The sequence below is a fragment of the Microcoleus sp. MON1_C5 genome (genome assembly GCF_036701875.1).
GTDB lineage: Bacteria > Cyanobacteriota > Cyanobacteriia > Cyanobacteriales > Microcoleaceae > Microcoleus.
In genome coordinates this window covers 1-20,939 of the sequence record NZ_JAUBRN010000043.1, presented here as the reverse complement: position 1 = coordinate 20,939, position 20,939 = coordinate 1, and the positions used below count along the sequence as shown (strand labels likewise).

At 45.8% G+C, this 20,939-nt stretch carries 17 protein-coding genes; 11 read left to right on the top strand and 6 right to left on the bottom strand.

The window, feature by feature from the left end:
* Positions 1-92: 92 nt before the first annotated feature.
* On the bottom strand, positions 93-4,088 hold the full coding sequence (locus tag QUA71_RS19790; protein WP_333287573.1) for a magnesium chelatase subunit H: 3,996 nt from the start codon (positions 4,086-4,088) through the stop codon (positions 93-95).
* Between the two features lie 534 nt (positions 4,089-4,622).
* Between QUA71_RS19790 and QUA71_RS19785 the strand changes: the two genes are divergently transcribed.
* The 3 genes from QUA71_RS19785 to QUA71_RS29315 all read left to right on the top strand — a co-directional run bounded on the left by QUA71_RS19785 (position 4,623) and on the right by QUA71_RS29315 (position 6,819).
* A complete protein-coding gene (locus tag QUA71_RS19785) occupies positions 4,623-5,606 on the top strand; it encodes a calcium-binding protein (RefSeq protein ID WP_333287571.1) in 984 nt (327 codons plus the stop codon).
* Between the two features lie 133 nt (positions 5,607-5,739).
* Entirely contained in the window at positions 5,740-6,402 is a 663-nt protein-coding gene (locus QUA71_RS29320) for a hypothetical protein (protein WP_445243804.1), read from the top strand.
* A 66-nt stretch (positions 6,403-6,468) separates the two neighbouring features.
* A complete protein-coding gene (locus QUA71_RS29315) occupies positions 6,469-6,819 on the top strand; it encodes a hypothetical protein (protein ID WP_445243803.1) in 351 nt (116 codons plus the stop codon).
* 6 nt (positions 6,820-6,825) lie between these two features.
* Here QUA71_RS29315 and QUA71_RS19775 read toward each other — a convergent pair whose 3' ends face one another.
* Positions 6,826-7,038 carry a hypothetical protein gene (locus tag QUA71_RS19775; protein WP_333287569.1) on the bottom strand — a complete coding sequence of 71 codons (213 nt, stop codon included), beginning with the start codon at positions 7,036-7,038 and terminating at the stop codon, positions 6,826-6,828.
* A 103-nt stretch (positions 7,039-7,141) separates the two neighbouring features.
* Here QUA71_RS19775 and QUA71_RS19770 point away from each other — a divergent pair, with 103 nt between their 5' ends.
* The 5 genes from QUA71_RS19770 (at position 7,142) to QUA71_RS19750 (ending at position 13,262) form a co-directional block, all read left to right on the top strand.
* On the top strand, positions 7,142-8,128 hold the full coding sequence (locus tag QUA71_RS19770) for a calcium-binding protein (RefSeq protein WP_333287567.1): 987 nt from the start codon (positions 7,142-7,144) through the stop codon (positions 8,126-8,128).
* Between the two features lie 283 nt (positions 8,129-8,411).
* The gene (locus QUA71_RS19765; RefSeq protein ID WP_333287565.1) at positions 8,412-9,488 is read left to right on the top strand and encodes a calcium-binding protein; all 1,077 of its coding nucleotides are present in this window, start codon (positions 8,412-8,414) and stop codon (positions 9,486-9,488) included.
* Between the two features lie 207 nt (positions 9,489-9,695).
* Complete coding sequence (locus tag QUA71_RS19760) at positions 9,696-10,685, top strand: calcium-binding protein (protein ID WP_333287563.1); 990 nt, start codon at positions 9,696-9,698, stop codon at positions 10,683-10,685.
* A 321-nt stretch (positions 10,686-11,006) separates the two neighbouring features.
* Entirely contained in the window at positions 11,007-11,906 is a 900-nt protein-coding gene (locus QUA71_RS19755; RefSeq protein ID WP_333287561.1) for a calcium-binding protein, read from the top strand.
* 321 nt (positions 11,907-12,227) lie between these two features.
* Positions 12,228-13,262, top strand: a complete 1,035-nt coding sequence (locus tag QUA71_RS19750) for a calcium-binding protein (RefSeq protein ID WP_333287559.1) — start codon at positions 12,228-12,230, stop codon at positions 13,260-13,262.
* 105 nt (positions 13,263-13,367) lie between these two features.
* Here QUA71_RS19750 and QUA71_RS19745 read toward each other — a convergent pair whose 3' ends face one another.
* On the bottom strand, positions 13,368-13,844 hold the full coding sequence (locus tag QUA71_RS19745; RefSeq protein WP_333287557.1) for an ankyrin repeat domain-containing protein: 477 nt from the start codon (positions 13,842-13,844) through the stop codon (positions 13,368-13,370).
* Positions 13,845-13,880: 36 nt separating this feature from the next.
* On the opposite strand from QUA71_RS19745, the gene QUA71_RS19740 reads away from it, so the two are divergent.
* On the top strand, positions 13,881-15,161 hold the full coding sequence (locus QUA71_RS19740; RefSeq protein ID WP_333287555.1) for a lipid-A-disaccharide synthase: 1,281 nt from the start codon (positions 13,881-13,883) through the stop codon (positions 15,159-15,161).
* Between the two features lie 132 nt (positions 15,162-15,293).
* Here the strand turns inward: QUA71_RS19740 and QUA71_RS19735 are convergent, their stop codons facing one another.
* The 3 genes from QUA71_RS19735 to QUA71_RS19725 are packed head-to-tail and all read right to left on the bottom strand — an operon-like array spanning position 15,294 to position 16,728.
* Positions 15,294-15,464 (bottom strand): YqaE/Pmp3 family membrane protein, encoded by a 171-nt coding sequence (locus tag QUA71_RS19735; protein ID WP_190662028.1) that lies wholly within the window; start codon positions 15,462-15,464, stop codon positions 15,294-15,296.
* Positions 15,465-15,503: 39 nt separating this feature from the next.
* Positions 15,504-16,448 (bottom strand): fused MFS/spermidine synthase, encoded by a 945-nt coding sequence (locus QUA71_RS19730; RefSeq protein ID WP_333287552.1) that lies wholly within the window; start codon positions 16,446-16,448, stop codon positions 15,504-15,506.
* Complete coding sequence (locus QUA71_RS19725; protein WP_333287550.1) at positions 16,438-16,728, bottom strand: hypothetical protein; 291 nt, start codon at positions 16,726-16,728, stop codon at positions 16,438-16,440. The genes QUA71_RS19730 and QUA71_RS19725 overlap by 11 nt, the downstream gene beginning before the upstream one ends.
* Before the next feature lie 335 nt (positions 16,729-17,063).
* On the opposite strand from QUA71_RS19725, the gene QUA71_RS19720 reads away from it, so the two are divergent.
* Both QUA71_RS19720 and priA read left to right on the top strand, forming a co-directional pair.
* Positions 17,064-18,134, top strand: a complete 1,071-nt coding sequence (locus QUA71_RS19720) for an ATP-binding protein (protein WP_333287549.1) — start codon at positions 17,064-17,066, stop codon at positions 18,132-18,134.
* A 79-nt stretch (positions 18,135-18,213) separates the two neighbouring features.
* On the top strand, positions 18,214-20,775 hold the full coding sequence (gene priA, locus QUA71_RS19715) for a primosomal protein N' (protein ID WP_333287547.1): 2,562 nt from the start codon (positions 18,214-18,216) through the stop codon (positions 20,773-20,775).
* Positions 20,776-20,939: the final 164 nt, after the last annotated feature.

Below are 20,939 nucleotides of genomic sequence, written 5' to 3'. Positions count from 1 at the left end.
TTCGCGTGAATTCAAATAATGATGTTTAAGGTTTTCAAATAGTGGATGGGGTACAAGAACCCCATCCACTATTCTATACTAATTCGGAAACCTTACTCAACCCCCTCAATCCGGTCTTCCACCTCCTGATACAACTCACGCAGGCGATCCAAATTGTTCTCCGAAGTCTCCCAATAACCCCGGCCATTCACCTCAAGCAAAGTGCTGACAATCTTGCGGAACGAATGAGGATTTAAGTTAAGCAAACGCTTCTGCATCTCCTCATCTTGGATAAACGTAGTGTTGACATCCTCATACACCCAATTATCCACCGCGCCCGCAGTCGCACTCCATCCAGTCGTATTCACCAGACGCTTAGAAATCTCCCGCACACCTTCATAACCGTGCGACAACATCCCTTCGTACCACTTCGGATTCAGCAGCTTAGTCCGCGAATCTAAACGCACGGTTTCTGATAGTGTCCGCACCTGCGCGTTGGCTGTGGTTGTATCAGCAACAAAGGATGCCGGTTTCTTCCCATCTGCGCGCAAACTGCCGATCAATTTAGTCGGGTCGGAGTCGAAATAGTGCGACACATCGGTTAGGGAAATCTCCGCCGAATCCAAGTTTTGGAAGGTGACTTCAGCAGTTTTCAAGGATGATTCAAAAATCTGCCGATCTTGTTCCATTGTTCCGGGATTGTCGGAAGAAAAGGCGAAGGATTTGCGAGTTAAGTACATTTCCTGCAACTCGGCTTCGCTTTCCCAAGTGCTGTTTTCCACCGCCAAGTTGACGTTAGATGAATAGGAACCAGAAGCATTGGAAAATACGCGGGTTGCTGCTTGCCGCAGGTTGATTCCCATTTCTTCCGCTTGCTTCAGGGCGTGTTTGCGGACGAAGTTCATTTCTAAAGGTTCGTCGGCTTCCGCTGCCATTTTCACGGCTTTATCTAACAAATTCATTTGGTTGATGAACAAGTCGCGGAATACGCCTGAACAGTTAATTACTACGTCGATCCGAGGGCGTCCCAACTCTTCTAAAGAAAGCAATTCGAGTTTGTTTACCCGGCCCAATGCGTCGGGTACTGGCTTCACTCCCACCATCCACATTACTTGGGCGAGGGATTCACCGTAAGTCTTGATGTTGTCGGTTCCCCACAACACAACGGCGATCGTTTCTGGGTAATTTCCGCCGTTATCAACGCGCTGTCTTTCTAACAGCCGATCGACTACAAGCTTAGCAGACTTAACCGCCCCCGTTGTAGGGATTGACTGCGGGTCTAAAGCGTGCATATTCTTGCCAGTCGGCAAAACATCCGGGTTGCGAATCGGATCGCCACCGGGCCCAGGCAGAACATACTCGCCTTCTAACGCGCGCAACAAAGCGCCTAATTCGTTGTCAGCACAAACTTGCTGCAAGCAGAATTCCAGATACTCAAACAGCGGTTTAATCGGTTCTGGATCGATTTTTTTGTAACCAGCGGCGTGCAGCGCATCAATCCAAGGTGTTTTCTTGCCCATGTTGAAGAAATTCAACTTAGAAACAAGGGAAACTCTACCCTCAGCATCGGTTTGTTCCTTCACCAAAGCGCCAACGGCATCCCGACAGGCCAAGGTGATGTTTTGCAGCAATTCGACATCATTTAAAATGCCTTTGTCGCTGTTAGTGTAAATTTCGCCGATATCGCGTCCGAGACTGTTAGCGATAATCCGCGGCAAGCTGATCAGCCCGTCTTCTTCGCGGTCTAAATTGGCGATATTCACCAAAGTTGCGATCGCCTCTTCCGCAGTCGGCGGCTTACCGATAACGTGCAAACCGCAAGGTAACAACCGCGACTCAATCTCCATCAACTTGCGGTAAACCAAGCCAACTAAATTGTCCCGTTCCTCCGAAGTCATTCCCGCCGCAACCCCTCTTTCTTGTTCCGGAGGTAGGGCGATATCCTTGTCCAAATTCACCAAACGGCATTTTTCGACGATCGCATCAACAATCGGCACACCGCGCCCAGTCCCTTTCAAAGTTTGATAAGAAGCAATTAACTCGCTGAGTTCCTGCAAACCTTTGTACAAACCAGCATTTTCAGCCGGAGGAGTCAGATAGCTGATTGTTTCAGCATAACTGCGGCGCTTGGCAATTGTTGCCTCGCTGGGATTGTTGGCGGCGTAATAATAGAGGTTAGGAATTTTGCCGATCAAACTGTCGGGATAACAATCCCCAGACATTCCCATCTGCTTACCGGGCATGAATTCTAGCGAACCGTGAGTGCCAAAGTGCAGCACCGCATCCGCACCCCAAATGCGCTCCAAATATGTATAGTAAGCAGCAAAACCGTGGTGCGGGCTGGCAGAACGAGAGAATAACAACCGCATCGGATCGCCTTCGTATCCAAAAGTAGGTTGCACTCCGATAAACACATTGCCGAAATGTTTGCCGAAAATCAGCAAATTTTGTCCGTCGCTGTTCAAATGTCCCGGAGGCGGGCCCCAATTTTCTTGCAAGCGTTCCGAGTAAGGAGTGAATTCTTCGTATTCAGCTACGGACATCCGGTAAGCAACATTTAATTCCGGGCTTTGGTATTGGGCTGTTGCGTCGTGGATGACTTCTTGCATCAGTTTTTCGGCGGAATCCGGCAATTCTGGCAAGTCGTAACCGTTGCCTTTTAAGGCTTTCAATACTTGGTAAATCGAGCCGAAAACGTCCAAATAAGCGGCAGTTCCGACGTTGCCTTTGTCCGGCGGGAAACTGAAAACTGTGATCGCAACTTTTTTATCTAATTTTGGTTTCCGGCGCAGCATTGCCCACTTCATAGCGCGCTGGGAAATTGCTTCGATCCGGTCTTGTAGGGCGATCGCCTTGCCAGTTGCGCCATCACGTCCCGACAAAATAATCGGTTCGATCGCGCCATCCAACTCGGGAATGGCAATTTGCAAAGCAACTTGAATCGGGTGCAAGCCTAAATCGCTATTTTCCCACTCTTCCGTCGTTTGGAAAACCAGCGGCAAAGCCACCATGTAAGGGCAGTTTAGCTTTTTCAAAGTCTCGATCGCCTTCGGGTGATCTTGTTTCGCCGGGCCGCCCACCAGCGCAAAACCAGTCAGAGAAACCACCGCATCAACGATCGGCAGCGGTGCAACACCTTTGGTTCCAACTTCCAAGAAGAAAGTTTCGACTGGTTTCGAGAAGTCCAAACCGCCAGCAAAAATCGGCACCACCCGCGCCCCCATTGCCTCCAATTCCTGCACCATTGCTACGTAGTGCGCGTCATCTCCGGTGACTAAGTGAGTCCGCTGCAATACCAAGCCGATGCAAGGTGCGAGGGGGTCTTTGAGGTCAGCAGAAATATCTTTGCGGGCGTTGTACCAGGTGAGGTAGGCTTTTACATCCTCAAACATCGACGGTGCCAAAGGATGCCAAATTCCCATATCCGGGTAGACAACGGGCTCTTGGAAAGTTAGCTGTTCCTGGCCTTTGAATACATATTTATGTGACAGCATCAGCAAGAAGTTTTCCAAGTTTTCTTGGGAACCTCCCAGCCAATACTGGAAACTCAGCATGAAGTTGCGGGCATCTTGGGCTTTGTCGATGGGCAAATATTTCAGCACTTTCGGCAAAGTTTGCAGCAGTTTCAGCATTCCGTCTTGGAAGGAACTCCCGGATTTTTCCTTCCGTTTTTTCATGAATTCGCCGATCGCACTTTTGCTTTGTCCCAATTGTGCCATCGAGAAACTGCCCATTTTATTGAGGCGCATCACCCCTGGCATCGACGGGAAGACGACGGCGACATCCAAGCTGTCGCGCAGCGGTTCAACTGCCGCTACCACTTTTTCTGCCAAATCTTCGATGAAAATTAGAGAAGCAATAAATACATTGGCATCTGCCACATCCCGCTTGAAGGCTTCGTAATTTTCCGGGCTGCGGAGTTCCTCGATCAGGTAGCCGCTGATTTCTATTGCCAAATTCGGATTTTTCTTGTTTATCGCTCGAACCGCTGCAGACAGGGCGCTTTGATACTGCGGTTCCAGTACGACATAGACCACCTTCATTAGCGATCGCCCCTGCAAGTTTTCCGGCACGACGTGGCGAATGGTGGGCTTGACGTGAGTGAACATCCGGTTAGGCTCCTTTAAGATGCTGTTTTCGGGAATCGGGAATTTTTTTATCCCATAAGCATTTTTACCAGAAAACGCTTGCCATTAGGCGATTTGAGCCTGCACATGACACAATTCGACAAATTTAGGGCAACTTTTCGTTACATTTTCTTCTAAATTCCTTGAGCAAATACTCCATATTTTATTTACAAAAATTTACTTGACATAAGCATATTTATGTGCACAGAATTAAGCTGTTGGATAAAAATAATTAAAAATTAACCAAAGATTGAGAAATAAATCCTGAAAAAAGTTTCAATTTTTGTAGAATCGATCAAACTTGCGATCGAGCAATTAACTGAGGAGAAAAAGGCATAATTTCTGAAATCAGAATGTAGCCTTCGGATAATTGCTGCGTCATCAAGATTGATATTTTACCAGGAATTTAAAACCATTTCATAACGTCTGTTTTGTCTAAATTCCTGATTGGCGATCGAGTTCATGGATAGCTAATTGCTATAGAATCTCAAACTCATCAAAACTTTAGGGGGAAACATGGCTAACTACGCAATTTTCGACGAACAATTCTACCTCGCCTCATATCCTTGGATCAAACCAGCCATTGACGCAGGAGTCATCTCATCTGGGAGAGAACACTTTGAAAAATTCGGGCGAGAAGGCGGTCTAACTAATGTATCGCGTTATTTTGACGAAAATGCTTACCTTGCTGGCAATCCAGACCTCGCACCTTTCGTCCGCACAGTCAACCCAAACGCGCCTTTTGCGACCGGCCTCGATCACTTTATTCAGTTCGGTTACGATGAAGGACAGCGCCGCACCCAAGTATCACCCGAATACAACGAAACCTTTTATTTAGCAAACAACTCTGAACTTCAACCGTTTATTCAAAACGGAACTTTCAAATCAGGGTTCCAGCATTTCGTTCAATTCGGGGCCAAAGAAGGTCGGTTTGGGACTTCATTTTTTGAACCGGAATACTTAAAAGAAAACCCCGACATCGTGCCGTTTGTCAACTCTGGAACCTTGAAAACAGGTCGGGAACACTTTTTCAATTTCGGGCAATTTGAGCCGGCCCGCGACGCGACTTTTGTCGGTACCCGTACCAACGATGTTTTAACTGGTGTTGGCGTGGGCGATGTCGAACTTGTGGGAGTAGAAGTAGGTATAGACTCCCAACGTAACCTGCAGTATGAAAGCTTTGGCACCAATGAATTCGATGTCTTGATTGGTGCTCCGGGAACTAATACATTCGTACTCGGAGTTCCTGCTACAGCCGGGAATGTCACCCCGACACCGCTGTATTTGGGTAACGGTCAAGCTACGATTCGCAACTTCGACATAGAAAGCGATTTTATCCAACTGCAAGGAACTTCTTTAAACGGCTACAGCCTGACTCCGGTTGGCAACAATTTGTCAATCCAGCGTTTTGGAGATGTACTGGGCGTGATTGAAGGAGGAGCAAGCTTGGGTTTGACTTTCCAAGAATCTAACGGTAACGGTACTTTCTTGATTGGATAGTGATTAGTCATCAGTCATCAGTCATCAGTCATTAGTCATTAGCTCAGGCTGATGATTAATGATTTTTTATTGGTTGTGGGCTAATGTGCTATGAAAAAGTACGATCGCACTTTACGTTCTTAAAGGAGCAACAATGAATTACAATATCTTCGACGAACAATACTACCTTTCGCAATATCCGTGGCTGAAACCAGCCATTGATGCAGGAATCATCAAATCTGGAAGAGAACACTTTGAAAAATTTGGTCAAGCCGCGGGCCTAACAAAAATATCGCGGTATTTTGATGAAGATACTTACCTTGAGGGAAATCCAGACCTTAAACCCTTTGTCCGCACTCCCAACAATCCAAACGCGCCTTTTGCGACCGGACTAGACCACTTTATCCAATACGGTTACGAAGAGGGTCGCAGCCAAGTATCGCCTGAGTATGACGAAGCGTTTTATCTCGCGACTAACCGAGCTTTGCTGCCGTTTATTCAGAATGGAACGTTTAAAAACGGCTACCAGCATTTCATTGAATTCGGCCTCAAAGAGGAGCAGTTTGGGACTTCATTTTTTGAACCGGGATATTTACAATTCAACCCCGATGTTCGGCTGCTTGTCGAATCGGGAGCCTTGAAAACTGGTCGCGAACACTACTTCAATTTCGGGAAAAACGAGCCAAACCTATCTGCTACTTTTGTCGGAACTTGCGGCAATGACATCCTCACTGGTGTAGGGGTGGGGTATACCCAATTAATAGGATTTCAATTAGGTTACACTACACAAAGTAATAAAATTTTTATCCACAGGTAATATTAGGAAAGTGACGGCAGCAATGAATTCGATACTCTAACTGGCGGTAGCGGCCGCGATATATTCGTGTTGACCCGTAGAACTCGCACTCTAGGGGGTGGTAGATCGGCGGTTTACACTTACCTGTCCTACATCGGGCCGGGTTTTGCTACAATTCGGAACTTTACGCAAGATCAGGATACGCTCGATATAGGGATTTCCTCAAATCAATTATTGGTATTTTTCATCAACAATAATCGAGATTTAGCTATTCAAAAGAAGGGCTTATTCGTCGTTAACAAGGGAGTTACCGAAACCACTCCCTCTGACACGATCGCTGTTATTGAAGGTGGCCGAAATCTCAAGTTGAATCTATTACCAGAAAATAGAGATAATCTATCTTTAGGCTCTAGAGGTAATCTACCTTTACTTGGATAGAAATCTCTAAGCTATTGGGGATTTGCCTGATTGCTGCTGGGGAGTACGATCGCACATTCGCAAAAATGGCGATCGCACTGTTGTGTTTGCCATAAAAATCATAAAACAGGCTTGACAATAATTACAGCAGGTTCCATGTTGCTCAAGTAAACCTCGAAAACCCAGAAGGGCGCGCACTGTTGGCACCGCCCTTACAACAGCCAATTTTTTTTGCTTCATTTACCTAAAAAGTGCTGTAACTTGACATACAGAGTTAGTAGAATTAGTAATAGTGGGTCAATTTTAACCGACAAGTAAGCAAACTAAGCTTGCAGCAAAACTTATGACTAATTATGAAATTTTTGACGAGCCATACTACCGGGCGCAATATCCATGGGTGAAACCGGCTATTGATGCAGGAATTATAAAATCCGGCAGAGAACACTTTGAAAAGTTCGGTCAAGCCGGCGGCCTGACCAAAGTATCGCGTTACTTTGACGAAGAAACCTATCTAGCTCAAAATCCAGATATTGCTCCCTTGGTTCGCACCCCAAACAATCCAAACGCGCCTTTTGCGTCTGGCCTCGATCACTTTATTCAGTTGGGCTACGAACAGGGTCGCACCCGCGTGTCACCTGAATACAACGAAGAGTTTTATTTGGCAAATAACTCAGAGTTGCGATCGTTCGTTCAGAACGGAAATTTCAAATCAGGCTACCAGCATTTCATTCAATTCGGACTCAAAGACGGTCGTTTTGGGACTTCATTTTTTGAACCGGAATACTTAAAAGAAAACCCCGACATTGTGCCGTTTGTCAACTCTGGAGCCTTGAAAACCGGTCGAGAACACTACTTCAATTTCGGAAAAAACGAGCCAAACCGATCCGCTACTTTTGTCGGAACTTCCGGCAATGACACCCTCACAGGCGTTGGTGTGGGGAATAACGAACTGATTGGAGTGGAAGTAGGTATCGATCCCCAAGGCAATCGGCAGTATGAAAGCTTGGGATTTTATGAATCTGATGTCCTGATCGGCGGCCCTGGGAGAGATACATTCGTACTCGGAGTTCCTGCTACCTCCGGTAACCCCACATCCCGTCAACTCTATGCGGTTGCCACCGGTGCAGTTACAATTCGGAACTTTGATGAAGACTTGGACAAGATCCAGTTGGAAGGAAGTCCCAATCTCTACACAACACTTTCGGATGCTAACGAGCTCATAATCCTCAGCCCAAGATATGAAACAATTGGTATTATTCAGGGACCAAATTTATCTTGGTCTACAATTCAGCCAAAGGAAGACGGCACTTTCTACCTATTCCTTAAATAACCGGAACCTCGGTTATCTCTTTCTCGGTTAACATGGTAGGGTGCGTTAATAACGCACCCAAGTGAACTCAGATTATAGCAGTTGCCAAATTGCTGTCGATAGCGATGGAGTTGTTCTTCGGCTGGCTCAGCTTTTGCTTCGGCTGTCAAATACCGAGAAGCGTGTTCATCGTGCCAGTATCGAACAGTACCCTGACAGAAAGTTGACAACTTTATTAATTAATTGTACGCTTCAGAAACCGGGTTTCTAAATATCAAAATCATTAAAGCCGCAGTAGGAAAACATGGCTAGTTACGCAATTTTTGACGAAAAATACTACCTTGTTCAATATCCTTGGGTCAAACCCGCCATTGATGCAGGAGTTATCAAATCTGGAAGAGAACACTTTGAAAAGTTCGGTCAAGCCGGCGGCTTAACCAAAGTATCGCGGTATTTTGACGAAGCTACTTACCTCGCTGGCAACCCAGACATCGCTGCCTTAGTCCGCACTCCCAACAACCCAAATGCACCTTTTGTGACCGGACTAGACCACTTTATCCAATACGGTTACGAAGAAGGTCGCACTCGCGTATCTGCTGAGTATGACGAAGCGTTTTATGTAGCAAATAACCGACAGTTGCAGCCGTTTATTCAGAATGGAACTTTTAAAAATGGCTACCAGCATTTCATTGAATTTGGCATCAAAGACGGTCAGTTTGGGACTTCATTTTTTGAAACAGAATACTTACAAAAAAACCCCGACATCTTGCCGCTTGTCAACTCTGGAGCCTTGAAAACCGGTCGCGAACACTACTTCAAGTTCGGAACTTCCGATCCAAACCGCTCTGCGACTTTTATCGGAACTTCCGGGAATGACATCATTACCGGTGCTGGGGTGGGAAATACCGAATTAATTGGAGTTGAAGTAGGTTATGTTACAAACAGTGATGGCTTTTCCATCCCCGGTCGAAATTATGAAAGTGATGGTAGTAATGAATTCGATATTCTCACTGGCGGTAGCGGCCGCGATAAATTCATGCTCGGTGACCTTTTACCAGGCAGTGGTGGTAAGGGATTCAGTTCCCCAACAAGGCTCTATATCGGGCCGGGTTTTGCTACTATTCGGAATTTTACCCAAGGTCAGGATAGCATCCAGCTAGCATCAGGTAATTCTGACGGAGATCCCTTAGATAAATTCTTGGTATTTCCTATCAACAACAATCGAGATTTAGCTATCGAGACGAACGGCTTGTCAGTCTTGCGTCCAAATGGATCTTCCGAACTTAGTAGCTTTGACAGGATAGCTGTTATTGAAGGTGGCGGAAATCTCAAGTTGAATCAATTACCAGGATCTTCTTTTTCCATACTTTTACTTGGGTAGAAATCTCGCAGCTATTGGGGATTTGCCTGATTGCTGCTGGGGAGTACGATCGCACATTCGCAAAAATGGCGATCGTACTGTTGTGTTTGCCATAAAATAATAAAACAGGCTTAACAATAATTAACTTCACATACTGAGTTAGTAGAATTAGTAATAGTGGGTCAAGTTTAACCGACAAGTAAGCAGACTAAGCTTGGAGCAAAACTTATGACTAATTATGACATTTTTGACGAACAATACTACCGGGCGCAATATCCTTGGGTCAAACCAGCCATTGATGCAGGAATTATAAAATCCGGCAGAGAACACTTTGAAAAGTTCGGTCAAGCCGACGGCCTGACCAAAGTATCGCGTTACTTTGACGAAGAAGCTTATCTAGCTCAAAATCCAGATATTGCTCCCTTGGTTCGCACCCCAAACAATCCAAACGCGCCTTTTGCGTCTGGTTTAGACCAATTTATTCAGTTTGGCTACGAAGAAGGGCGCACCCGCGTATCGCCTGAGTACAACGAAGAGTTTTATTTAGCAAATAACCGAGAACTGCTACCACTTGTTGAGAACGGAACTTTCAAAAATGGCTACCAGCACTTCATCAAATTCGGAAATAAAGAGGGCAGATTTGCGACCTCTTTTAGGGAACCGGAATACTTAATCGACAACCCCGACATCGCGCCGTTGGTCAACTCAGGAGCCTTGAAAACTGGTCGAGAACATTATTTCAAATTTGGGCAATTTGAGCAGAGGCGCTCCGCTACTTTTGTCGGAAGCCCCGGCAATGATATCCTCACAGGCGTTGGTGTGGGGAATGTCGAATTAATTGGAGTTGAAGTTGGAGAAAATCTTAACGGCACCCCACTGCCTGAAAGTGACGGCAGCAACGAATTCGATACTCTGATTGGCGGTACTGGTCGCGATACATTCGTGTTGGGCGAGGCTTTGTTCGGCAAGCTTTTTCTTGGAGTTGAAGAGTTCTACCATGGGCCCGGTTTTGCTACAATTCAGAACTTTACCAAAGGTCAGGATCGTATTCAACTCGGAGGGTCTTTCTTAGATCGCTACATTCTGGTTCCCACCAACAATCGAAATTTAGAAATCCAAACCAACGGCGGTGACACGATCGCTGTTATTGAAGGCGGCGGAAATCTCAGTTTAAATTTATTACCAGAATCAGGTACTTTTACATCTTTCATTGGATAGAAATCTTGACGCTGGTAGGGATTCACCTTTGTCTGCTGGGGAGTGCGATCGCACATTCGCAAAAATGGCGATCGTACTTTTGTGTTTGCCATAAAAATCATAAAACAGGCTTGACAATAATTACAGCAGGTTCAATCTTGCTCAAGTACACCTCGAAAACCCAGAAGGGCGCGCACTGTTGGTACCGCCCCTACAACAACCAATTTTTTGTGTTTCATTTACCTAAAAAGTGCTGTAACTTGACATACTGAGTTAGTAGAATTAGTAATAGTGGATCAAGTTTAACCGACAAGTAAGCAGACTCAGCTTGGAGCAAAACTTATGACAAATTATGACATTTTTGATGAACAATACTACCTGGCGCAATATCCTTGGGTCAAACCAGCCATTGATGCAGGAATTATAAAATCCGGCAGAGAACACTTTGAAAAGTTCGGTCAAGCCGGCGGCCTCACAAAAATATCGCGGTATTTTGACGAAGATACTTACGTGGAAGGAAATCCAGACCTCAAACTTTTTATCCGCACCCCCAACAACCCAAATGCGCCTTTTTCTACAGGACTAGACCACTTTATCCAATACGGTTACGAACAGGGTCGCAGTCAAGTATCACCTGATTATGACGAAGCGTTGTATCTAGAAAGTCGGCGAGATTTGCTGCCGTTTATTCAGAATGGAACTTTTAAAAGTGGCTACCAGCATTTCATTCAATTCGCAACCAGTGCGACTGTTTTCGGAACTTCCGGCAATGACATCCTCAGTGGTTCCGGGGTGGCGTATGTCGAATTAATAGGAGTTAAATTAGGTTTATTACCTGGAAACAACATCCCATGGTATGAAAGTAACGGCAGCAATGAATTCGATACTCTTATTGGCGGTAGTAGTCGCGATACATTCGTACTTGCCGATGTTCTCCGAAACTCCAAGTTGGGGGACCCGTTCGCACCCTACCAGTTCTACGTCGGGCCGGGTTTTGCTACAATTCGGAACTTTACTCAAGGTCAGGATACCATCCAGATAAGTCCGCCCTTAGAAAACATATTGATGTTTCCGATCAACAATAATCGAGATTTAGCTATCCAAACCAGGGGTTATTCCTTGGTTGAAAATGGAGTTACCATAACCCCTCCGTTTGACACGATCGCTGTTATTGAAGGCGGCGGAAATCTCAGTTTAAATTTATTACCAAAATCAGGTACTTTTACATCTTTCCTTGGATAGAAATCTTGACGCTGGTATCGGTTCACCTTTGTCTGCTGGGGAGTACGATCGCACATTCGCAAAAAGGGCGATCGCACTGTTTTGTTTGCCATAAAAATCATAAAACAGGCTTGACAATAATTACAGCAGGTTCCATGTTGCTCAAGTAAACCTCCAAAACCCAGAAGGGCGCGCACTGTTGGTACCGCCCCTACAACAACCAATTTTTTGTGCTTCATTTACCTAACAAGTGCTGTAACTTGACATACTGAGTTAGTAGAATTAGTAATAGTGGATCAAGTTTAACCGACAAGTAAGCAGACTAAGCTGGGAGAAATAATTATGACAAATTATGACATTTTTGACGAACAATACTATCTGGCGCAATATCCTTGGGTGAAACCAGCCATTGATTCAGGAATTATAAAATCCGGCAGAGAACACTTTGAAAAGTTCGGTCAAGCCCGCGGTCTCACCAAAGTATCGCGTTACTTTGACGAAGAAACCTATCTAGCTCAAAATCTAGATCTTGCTCCCTTTGTTCGCACCGCCAATAATCAAAACGCGCCTTTTGCGTCTGGTTTAGACCAATTTATTCAGTTTGGCTACGAAGAAGGCCGCACTCGCGTATCGCCTGACTACAACGAAGATTTTTATTTAGCAAATAACCCAGAACTGCTACCACTTGTTCAGAACGGAACTTTCAAAAATGGCTACCAGCACTTCATCAAATTCGGAAATAAAGAGGGCAGATTTGCGACTTCTTTTTGGGAACCGAAATACTTAATCGACAACCCCGACATCGCACCGTTTGTCAACTCAGGAGCCTTGAAAACTGGTCGAGAACATTATTTCAAATTTGGGCAATTTGAGCAGAGGCGCTCCGCTACTTTTGTCGGAAGCCGGGGCAATGATATCCTCACTGGTGTAGGGGTAGGGGATGTCGAATTAAAGGGAGTTGAAGTAGGCTCCCTTAACAGCACCGTAGGGACTGAAAGTGACGGCAGCAACGAATTCGATACTCTGATTGGCGGTACGGGTCGCGATACATTCGTGTTCGGGGAACCTTTAATAGGCAGTAGAGCGTTTTTTCGTGGATTTAAAACTTTCTACATTGGGCCGGGTTTTGCTACAATTCGGAACTTTACCCAAGGTCAGGATAGAATCGAAATCAGTGACTCTTCCTTAGATAGCTACATTCTGGTTCCCACCAACAATAATCGAGATTTAGCACTCCAAACGAACGGCTTGCCCTTCGATCAAAATGGAGTTAGCCAAACCAGCCGCGGTGACACGATCGCAGTTATTGAAGGTGGCGGAAATCTCAAGTTGAATTTATTACCACAATCTTCTTTTGGGACACTTTTACTTGGATAGAAATATCGCAGCTATTCGGGATTTGCCTGATTGCTGCTTTCGGTGGGATAATTAATTGTACGCTCCAGAAACCGGGTTTCTCGAATAAACCCGGCTTCTAAGTCTTTAATGGCGATCGCGCGCTAGCTTCAAAACCTCAACAGTATCTTTGTGACCCTCCGAAGACGCCCAAATTAACGCAGTCCAAGTATTATTATCCTTAGCTTTGATATCAGCTCCTTTATCGATTAAAAATTCCACAACTTGAGTGCGCCCGCTACCTGCTGCACTCATCAAAGCCGTCAAACCAAAATTAGTTTTAGCATTCACATCCGCTCCCGCCTCCAGCAAAAGCTGTACAATCTCGATATGTCCGGCCGCAGCCGCACTCATTAACGGCGTCCACCCGTCATTATCGTGACTGTTGACATCCGCACCAGCCCCCAGCAATTTGTTGACGATCGCCGAATTGCCAGCCTCAGCCGCCGTCGTCAAAGCAGTCGCACCTTCCTCATCTTTGGCATTGATATCTGCACGCTGTTCGATCGCACTTTCTACAGCCGCAACATCACCCGTCTTGACGGCATTAATTAAATCTGTCATAAAATCTCCGTTGCATCCTTTCAAATCTTAAATCCTATGGCAGTAGATATTTTAATCCTCTCCAACGGCCCCGGAGAATTGGCAACTTGGGTGCGCCCCGCCGTGCAAGCTTTGCGCGAGCAATTGGGAAACGCGGGCACTCAAGCGCGCATCTCTGTGGTGCTGTCCCCCTGTCCGCACGCCACCGGGAAAGAAGCAGAAATAGCCTGTTCCTACCCAGAAGTGGACAGAGTGCAGGCGCCGGAGCATTTTTTTCCATTCCTATTATCTGGCAAAACTGCTGAAAATTGGGATTGGCACGAAACAGGAGTTGTTTTATTTTTAGGCGGCGATCAATTTTTTACGGTTGTTATTGGCAAAAGGCTCAAATATCGCACTGTTATTTATGCTGAATGGGACGCGCGGTGGTATCGCTGGATTGATAAATTTGCGGCGATGAAACCCGAAGTTTTTGCTAAAATTCCCGAAAAATATGCTAAGAAATTTACAGTTGTCGGAGATTTGATTTCCGAAGTAGCGAACGGGAAATCGGGCAGGGCGAGTACGGGGGCACCGCCCCTACGGAAAATAGAATTAATTGGATTGTTGCCCGGTTCTAAAGCGGCTAAATTAGCTTTAGGTGTACCGTTATGTTTGTCGATCGCCCAATCCATCCACCGCATCCGCCCTGAAACTCGCTTTGTAATTCCCGTTGCTCCTACCATAGATGTGCAAACTCTAGCAGGTTTTGCCGACCCTGAACAAAATCCTTGCCTGCATTTATTTGAGAACGCTAGCGCAGAACTTCAGTTAACAGAACGGCCGTTTTTGCAGACAGCAAATAACTTGCAAGTAGAACTTTGGACGCAGACGCCCGCCTACGATTTGCTATCAGAATGCAGCCTGTGTTTAACTACTGTGGGAGCGAATACTGCGGAATTGGGTTCGTTAGCCGTACCGATGATTGTTTTGATTCCGACGCAGCAATTGGATGCGATGAAAGCTTGGGACGGATTGCCGGGATTGCTGGCAAATTTGCCGTTAGTCGGTTCAGCTTTTGCGACTGCGATTAATTGGCTAATCTGGCAATTGGGAAAGGGAAAGCTTTATGCTTGGCCGAATATTTGGGCACAGGAAGAGATTGTGCCGGAGTTAATTGGGAAGTTGGAACCCGATGCTGTTGCTCAATTGGCGATCGACTATTTGAGCCATCCTGATAAATTAGCACAAATGGGCGATCGTTTGCGTGCGGTTCGAGGAGAATCGGGGGCGGCGAAAAAAATTGCTGAATTGGTTTGTGAAGAAATTGAGGTGCAATCTAATTGTCATAAGAATTAGATTTTTTTATTTTTAACCGCAGAGGAACGCGGATGAATGCAGATTTAATCCAGATTAATTCGTGAAAACAGGCAAAAGAAAGTTTATTTTCTCTTGCCTGTTTATTATCCAAAAACTGGATTTGCCCTCAAGTTAAGCTCGATCGTGCTTAGCAATCACCCAAACAGCGTGAATGATACCGGGAATAAAGCCCAAAAACGTGAGAACCAGGTTGATCCAAAAATCCATACCGATGCCGACAGTCAAAAATACGCCCAGAGGGGGAAGAAAAATTGCAGCGACTATGCGAATTAAATTGTTCATCTCAGTTACTCCAAACGAGTTTTCTCTTTCAATTTAACTTCACTGACTGACAGAACCTTTCCCGAAAAATTTAGGCGGTGCTGCCATAGTGTAAACTTCGGTTTCAGCCGCGATTACCTGTCGTAAGTGACCGGGAACTTGCATCAACCCCAACAGTGTAATTCCGTCGAACATCCGCAACCCGCCAGTTGTTTTCTCGGCGAGTAATGTGTCAGTAGCTTCGGGATAGGGTCGCGTATTTATTTCTTGATTAGAAGCTACGGCAAAACCCCAAGGAGCTCCATAAGTAGAAATAAAGCTGGTGCAGGATTGAACATTGGAAAAAACAGATTTCAGGGTATTTACAATGCGAGCGTGCATTTTCATTTCTGCCGGAGAAACGGGGCCCGCTTGCACTACGAAATATCCGTTAGGTGACATTACGCTGCGAACTTTCTCAAAATACTCCTTGGTAAACAACTGGAAAGATGGGCCTTCTTCAATGGGATCGGACAAGTCAGAAATGACAATATCCCAATCATTGTCAGTTTTATCTAAATAGTCCAAAGCATCGCCGATTACTACTTCGCAGCGGGGGTCGTCAAAGGCATTTTGGTGCATTTCTGGCAGGTGTTCGCGGCAAGCTTCTACTACTTCGCCGTCAATGTCGATCATCACGACTTTTTCAACTGTTTTCCAGCGCAGAACTTCTCTAATCGTAGCTCCTTCTCCGCCACCGAGAACGAGGACTTTTTTGGGTGAACCGTGACAAATCATGGCTGGGTGTACCAGGGGTTCGTGGTACAGAAACTCGTCGCCTGTACAAGATTGCCACTTACCGTCTAAAACTAAGCCTTTGCCGTAGGTACCGGTCTGAACTACGTACATTTCTTGATAGGCTGTTTTCTTGTAAGCGAGCACCGCGATGACGCCGTGAACGTAAATATCCCAAGGGGTAATGTACTCGCTCATCCAAAAATCGGCACGAACTTCGCTACCTGACATCAATTACTCTCCAAATATAAACTGCTGTGTCGATGTTGTCACAAGTAGTAGTTATTAGCACAAAATGGTGCGGGTGTGTGAGTACGATCGACACATTAAAGTGAGATTTCTCAGCAATGCTATAGTGTGATTGCGTTCTGGGAGAGAGCAACGAGCTTGTTACTTGAGATTGCTTGTGGGCGATCGCGCGCCCAGCCGATCGCACTTTTCCCGTCGCCCCGGAGTCGATCGCACTCACATTTAATATTTTCGCTTTGCATTGCCGACGGGTTTTGTACAAAGGTTGTCTGAATCGGGCATTTTTTTGCGCTGGGCCCGCCTTTATAAGTTTGCGATCGCCCTGCTTATTTATCAATATTCGGATGAAAAGCCCACAAATGCGAGTACAGGGAAGAAAAGTAGCGATCGGTTTTAACGAGATTTCTTATTAATATGTTGACATTTTGAATGTATCTTAGATAAGATTTTTAGATCGAGCAAACTAAAGGAAGTGTTAAATTTTCCGGACAAAGTTGCCGAGGCGATGGTCGCCGAGATTCTAACTAGGTGAAGGGTGCAATTAAATTTATTAATAAAACTGTTCAGACACTATTTTTAGGTTCAAAATAATAGCCGATGGAACCAACAGACTGGGAAAACCGAATCAAAGAGCTGGAAAAGGAAAATCGAAGCCTGCGGAAAAAACTCGAAACTTCGGAAAGCGAACGCAACCAATTAAAAGCCCTTAATCAGAAAAAAGAATCTTTGCTAAAAATAGTCACTGAGGAATTTAGAGATTCCGAAAATATTTTAAAAGCAAGAATGTCTACACTAGAAAAAGCTCTGGAAAACCAGCAAACAATGCAGCTCAAATTGATCGAAGCAGAAAAGATGTCGGCTTTGGGGATTTTGGTAGCTGGTATCGCCCACGAAATCAACAATCCCGTCAACTTCATATACGGCAATATTACCTATGTCAATGACTACGCTGGCGACATTTTAAAATTGCTCGCAATGTACCAGGATCGGTATCCCGAAACAGATGCAGAGATTGAAGCTTTTATTGACAAAATTGACCTCAACTTTCTGCGCGAAGATTTGTTGAAAACTCTTTCGTCAATGAAAGTAGGCTCCGAGCGCATCCGTGAAATTGTGCTGACTTTACGCAACTTTGCGCGGGTAGATGAAGCAGAAAAGAAACCAGTTAATATTCACGAAGGAATTGACAGCACATTGTTAATTCTGCAAAACTTAACTAAAGAAAAACCCGGTCATCCGGCTATAAAAATTGTTAAAAATTATGGACAATTGCCGAAAATTGAATGTTATGCGGGGCAATTAAACCAGGTATTTATGAACATCATTAATAATGCTGTTGATGCCGTGCGGGAGCGAGATCAAAAGCTTTCCATAGGGGAAATAGAAGCCCACCCCAGCCAGATTGTAATTACTACTTCTATTTTTTCCGAAAATTGGACGAGAATTAGCATCAAAGATAACGGTTTGGGAATGAATGAAACTGTAAAAGGGAAAATTTTTAATCCGTTTTTCACCACAAAACCAGTCGGTCACGGGACGGGCTTGGGACTGTCAATTAGCTATCAAATTGTTGTGGACAAACACGGCGGGAGGTTGGAGTGCATATCCGCAATGGGAGAAGGCACTGAATTCGTGATCGAGATTCCGATCGCCAATTCCCGCAGCTAAGATCGATCGATCGAGCTAAACTGAGGGATAATGAAAACTCCCTTTGACCGCGGCTCCTCCTAGTTTGATGTGCAACCCTATGTCTACTGTCACTTTTGGTTTGTCAACCCCTATAGCGGCAGAGGCCGGGGCATCCTACGGCAGCAGCGAACCGCCACAGCGCCCCACAGTGCGGGCAGAGTGGATCGAGGTATTGGTGGACTCTCCTTTCAGGGTTGCGGGGGACTCGTCTGGGGAGGAAAATAAGTTATTTACCTATCGTTTACCTGCGGAACTTACCGTGCAACCAGGGGATATTTTGAGTGTACCCTTTGGCAGTCAACAGGTAGGCGCGATCGCAATTCGGTTCATTTCTCAACTGCCGCCAGACTTAGATGCGGCGCGGGTTAAAGATGTCGAAGATGTTGTCAGTACGGGATTTTTCCCACCGACTTACTGGGAATTACTCGCTCGCACTGCCACCTATTATTGCACACCTTTAATTCAAGTAATTAGAGCCTCCCTGCCGCCCGGTTTGTTAAGCCGTTCCGTGCGCCGAATTCGCTTAATTAAAAGTGCTATTTCTCCCAATGCCGAAACATTTCTCAATCCCGCAGCCAGTCAAATTTTGCAATTGCTGCAAGCTCAAAAAAACGGCGATTACACTTGGCAATACCTCCAGCGCCAAGTTAAGGGAAGTTATCGGGGATTGAAAGATTTATTGAAACGCGGTTGGGTAGAAAGTTATTTAGAACCCCCCAATCCTCCCAAACCACAACTCAAACCGGCAGTGACATTAATTGCTAGTGCATTTGTCACAGATTTAACCAAGCGACAACAAGAAGTATTGGAAGTTTTGCGGCGCGGTGGCGGTGAAATGTGGCTGAACGATTTGTTGAGAATTTGCAGTGCGAGTTCTTCGGTTGTAAAAGCTTTGGAACAAAAAGGTAGCGTTGTAATTGACCAAAGGGAAGTTCTCAGGGGCGATCGCGGAATTTCTCAATTGCCCGATGCACCCAAAACTTTAACTCATTTTCAAGCTCAAGCTTTAGCGTTTATTAACTCTTTTTCGGGCTTCCGTCAAGTGCTGCTGCACGGCGTTACAGGTTCCGGGAAAACCGAAGTGTATTTGCAGGCGATCGCCCCCATCTTAGCCAGCGGCAAATCCGCCCTCGTACTCGTTCCCGAAATCGGCCTCACACCGCAACTTACAGACAGATTCCGCGCCCGTTTTGGCGAGCAAATTTGCGTCTACCACAGCGCCCTATCCGACGGCGAACGTTACGATACATGGCGTCAGATGCTGACTGGAACGCCGCAAATTGTCATCGGCACGCGATCGGCCATTTTTGCGCCTTTACCTCACCTCGGCTTAATTATCCTCGATGAAGAACACGACAGCAGCTTCAAACAAGACCAACCAGCCCCCTGCTACCACGCCCGCACCGTTGCCAAATGGCGCGCCGAATTAGAAAATTGTCCCTTAATTTTAGGTTCCGCAACGCCAGCATTAGAGACTTTTGTCGGGACGCGAAGAGATTATTACTCGTTACCAAATATCCATTATTTATCATTGCCCGATCGCATTTATTCGCGCCCGATGCCACCTGTGGAAATAGTCGATATGCGCCAAGAATTGCGGCAAGGGAACCGCTCAATTTTCAGCGCTTCCCTGCAAAACGCCCTCGAACAATTGCGAGCAAGACAACAGCAAGGTATTCTATTTATTCACAGAAGAGGACACAGTACCTTTGTCTCTTGTCGGAGTTGCGGCTATGTGATGGAATGCCCGAACTGCGATGTTTCGCTTTCTTATCACCACGTCGGCGAAGGAACAGCAGAAATATTGCGCTGTCACTACTGCAACCACACGGAACGACACCCTCAAAACTGCCCGGAATGCAGTTCTCCTTACTTCAAAAACTTTGGTAGTGGCACTCAGCGAGTAGAACAGGAATTAACGAGATTATTTCCCGAATTGCGGGCAATTCGATTTGACAGCGATACAACTAGAAATAAGGGCGACCACCGCAGGTTATTAACGCAATTTGCTAATGGGGAAGCTGACATTTTGTTGGGTACGCAAATGCTGACGAAAGGGTTAGATTTAGCTGGAGTCACCTTGGTGGGAGTTGTGTCTGCTGACGGGTTGCTGAACTTATCGGATTATCGGGCAAGCGAACGAGCTTTTCAAACATTAACTCAAGTCGCGGGACGTGCGGGCAGAGGCGACGATCCGGGGCGGGTAATTATTCAAACTTACACTCCCGAACATCGAGTTATTCAAGCAGTTAGGCGGCACGAATATGCAGATTTTGTGGAAACAGAATTAGCAGAAAGAGCGGCGCTGAATTATCCACCTTCGGGGCGTCTGATTTTGTTGCGGTTGAGCAGTGTAGATGCGACAGAAGTCGCGGTGACGGCGGTACAATTGGCGTCTGTTTGTCAGGAGTATATTGAGCGATTGTCTGTACCGGGGTGTGAGTTGTTGGGGCCTGCACCTGCGGCGATTATGCGGGTCGCAAATCGGTATCGGTGGCAGATTTTGCTGAAGTTGCCTTTGGATGAGTCGGTGGATTTGTCGGATTTGATCGGATTGCGCGATCGCACGCCGCGTTCTGTTAGTTTAACTATTGATGTCGATCCGTTGAATTTTGGTTGAGGGTTATTGGTTGGGTGGGGGCGGGTTTTTGTAGATTGTTTATCAGCCTCAAATATTGTTGGTATAACCCGCCCCTACCGGCCCATCGTAGATACTGTCTTGACCTGTCAAGAGGTAGCGATCACATAATTGGGGTCGAAAGGCTTTTGGGATTTTAAAATACC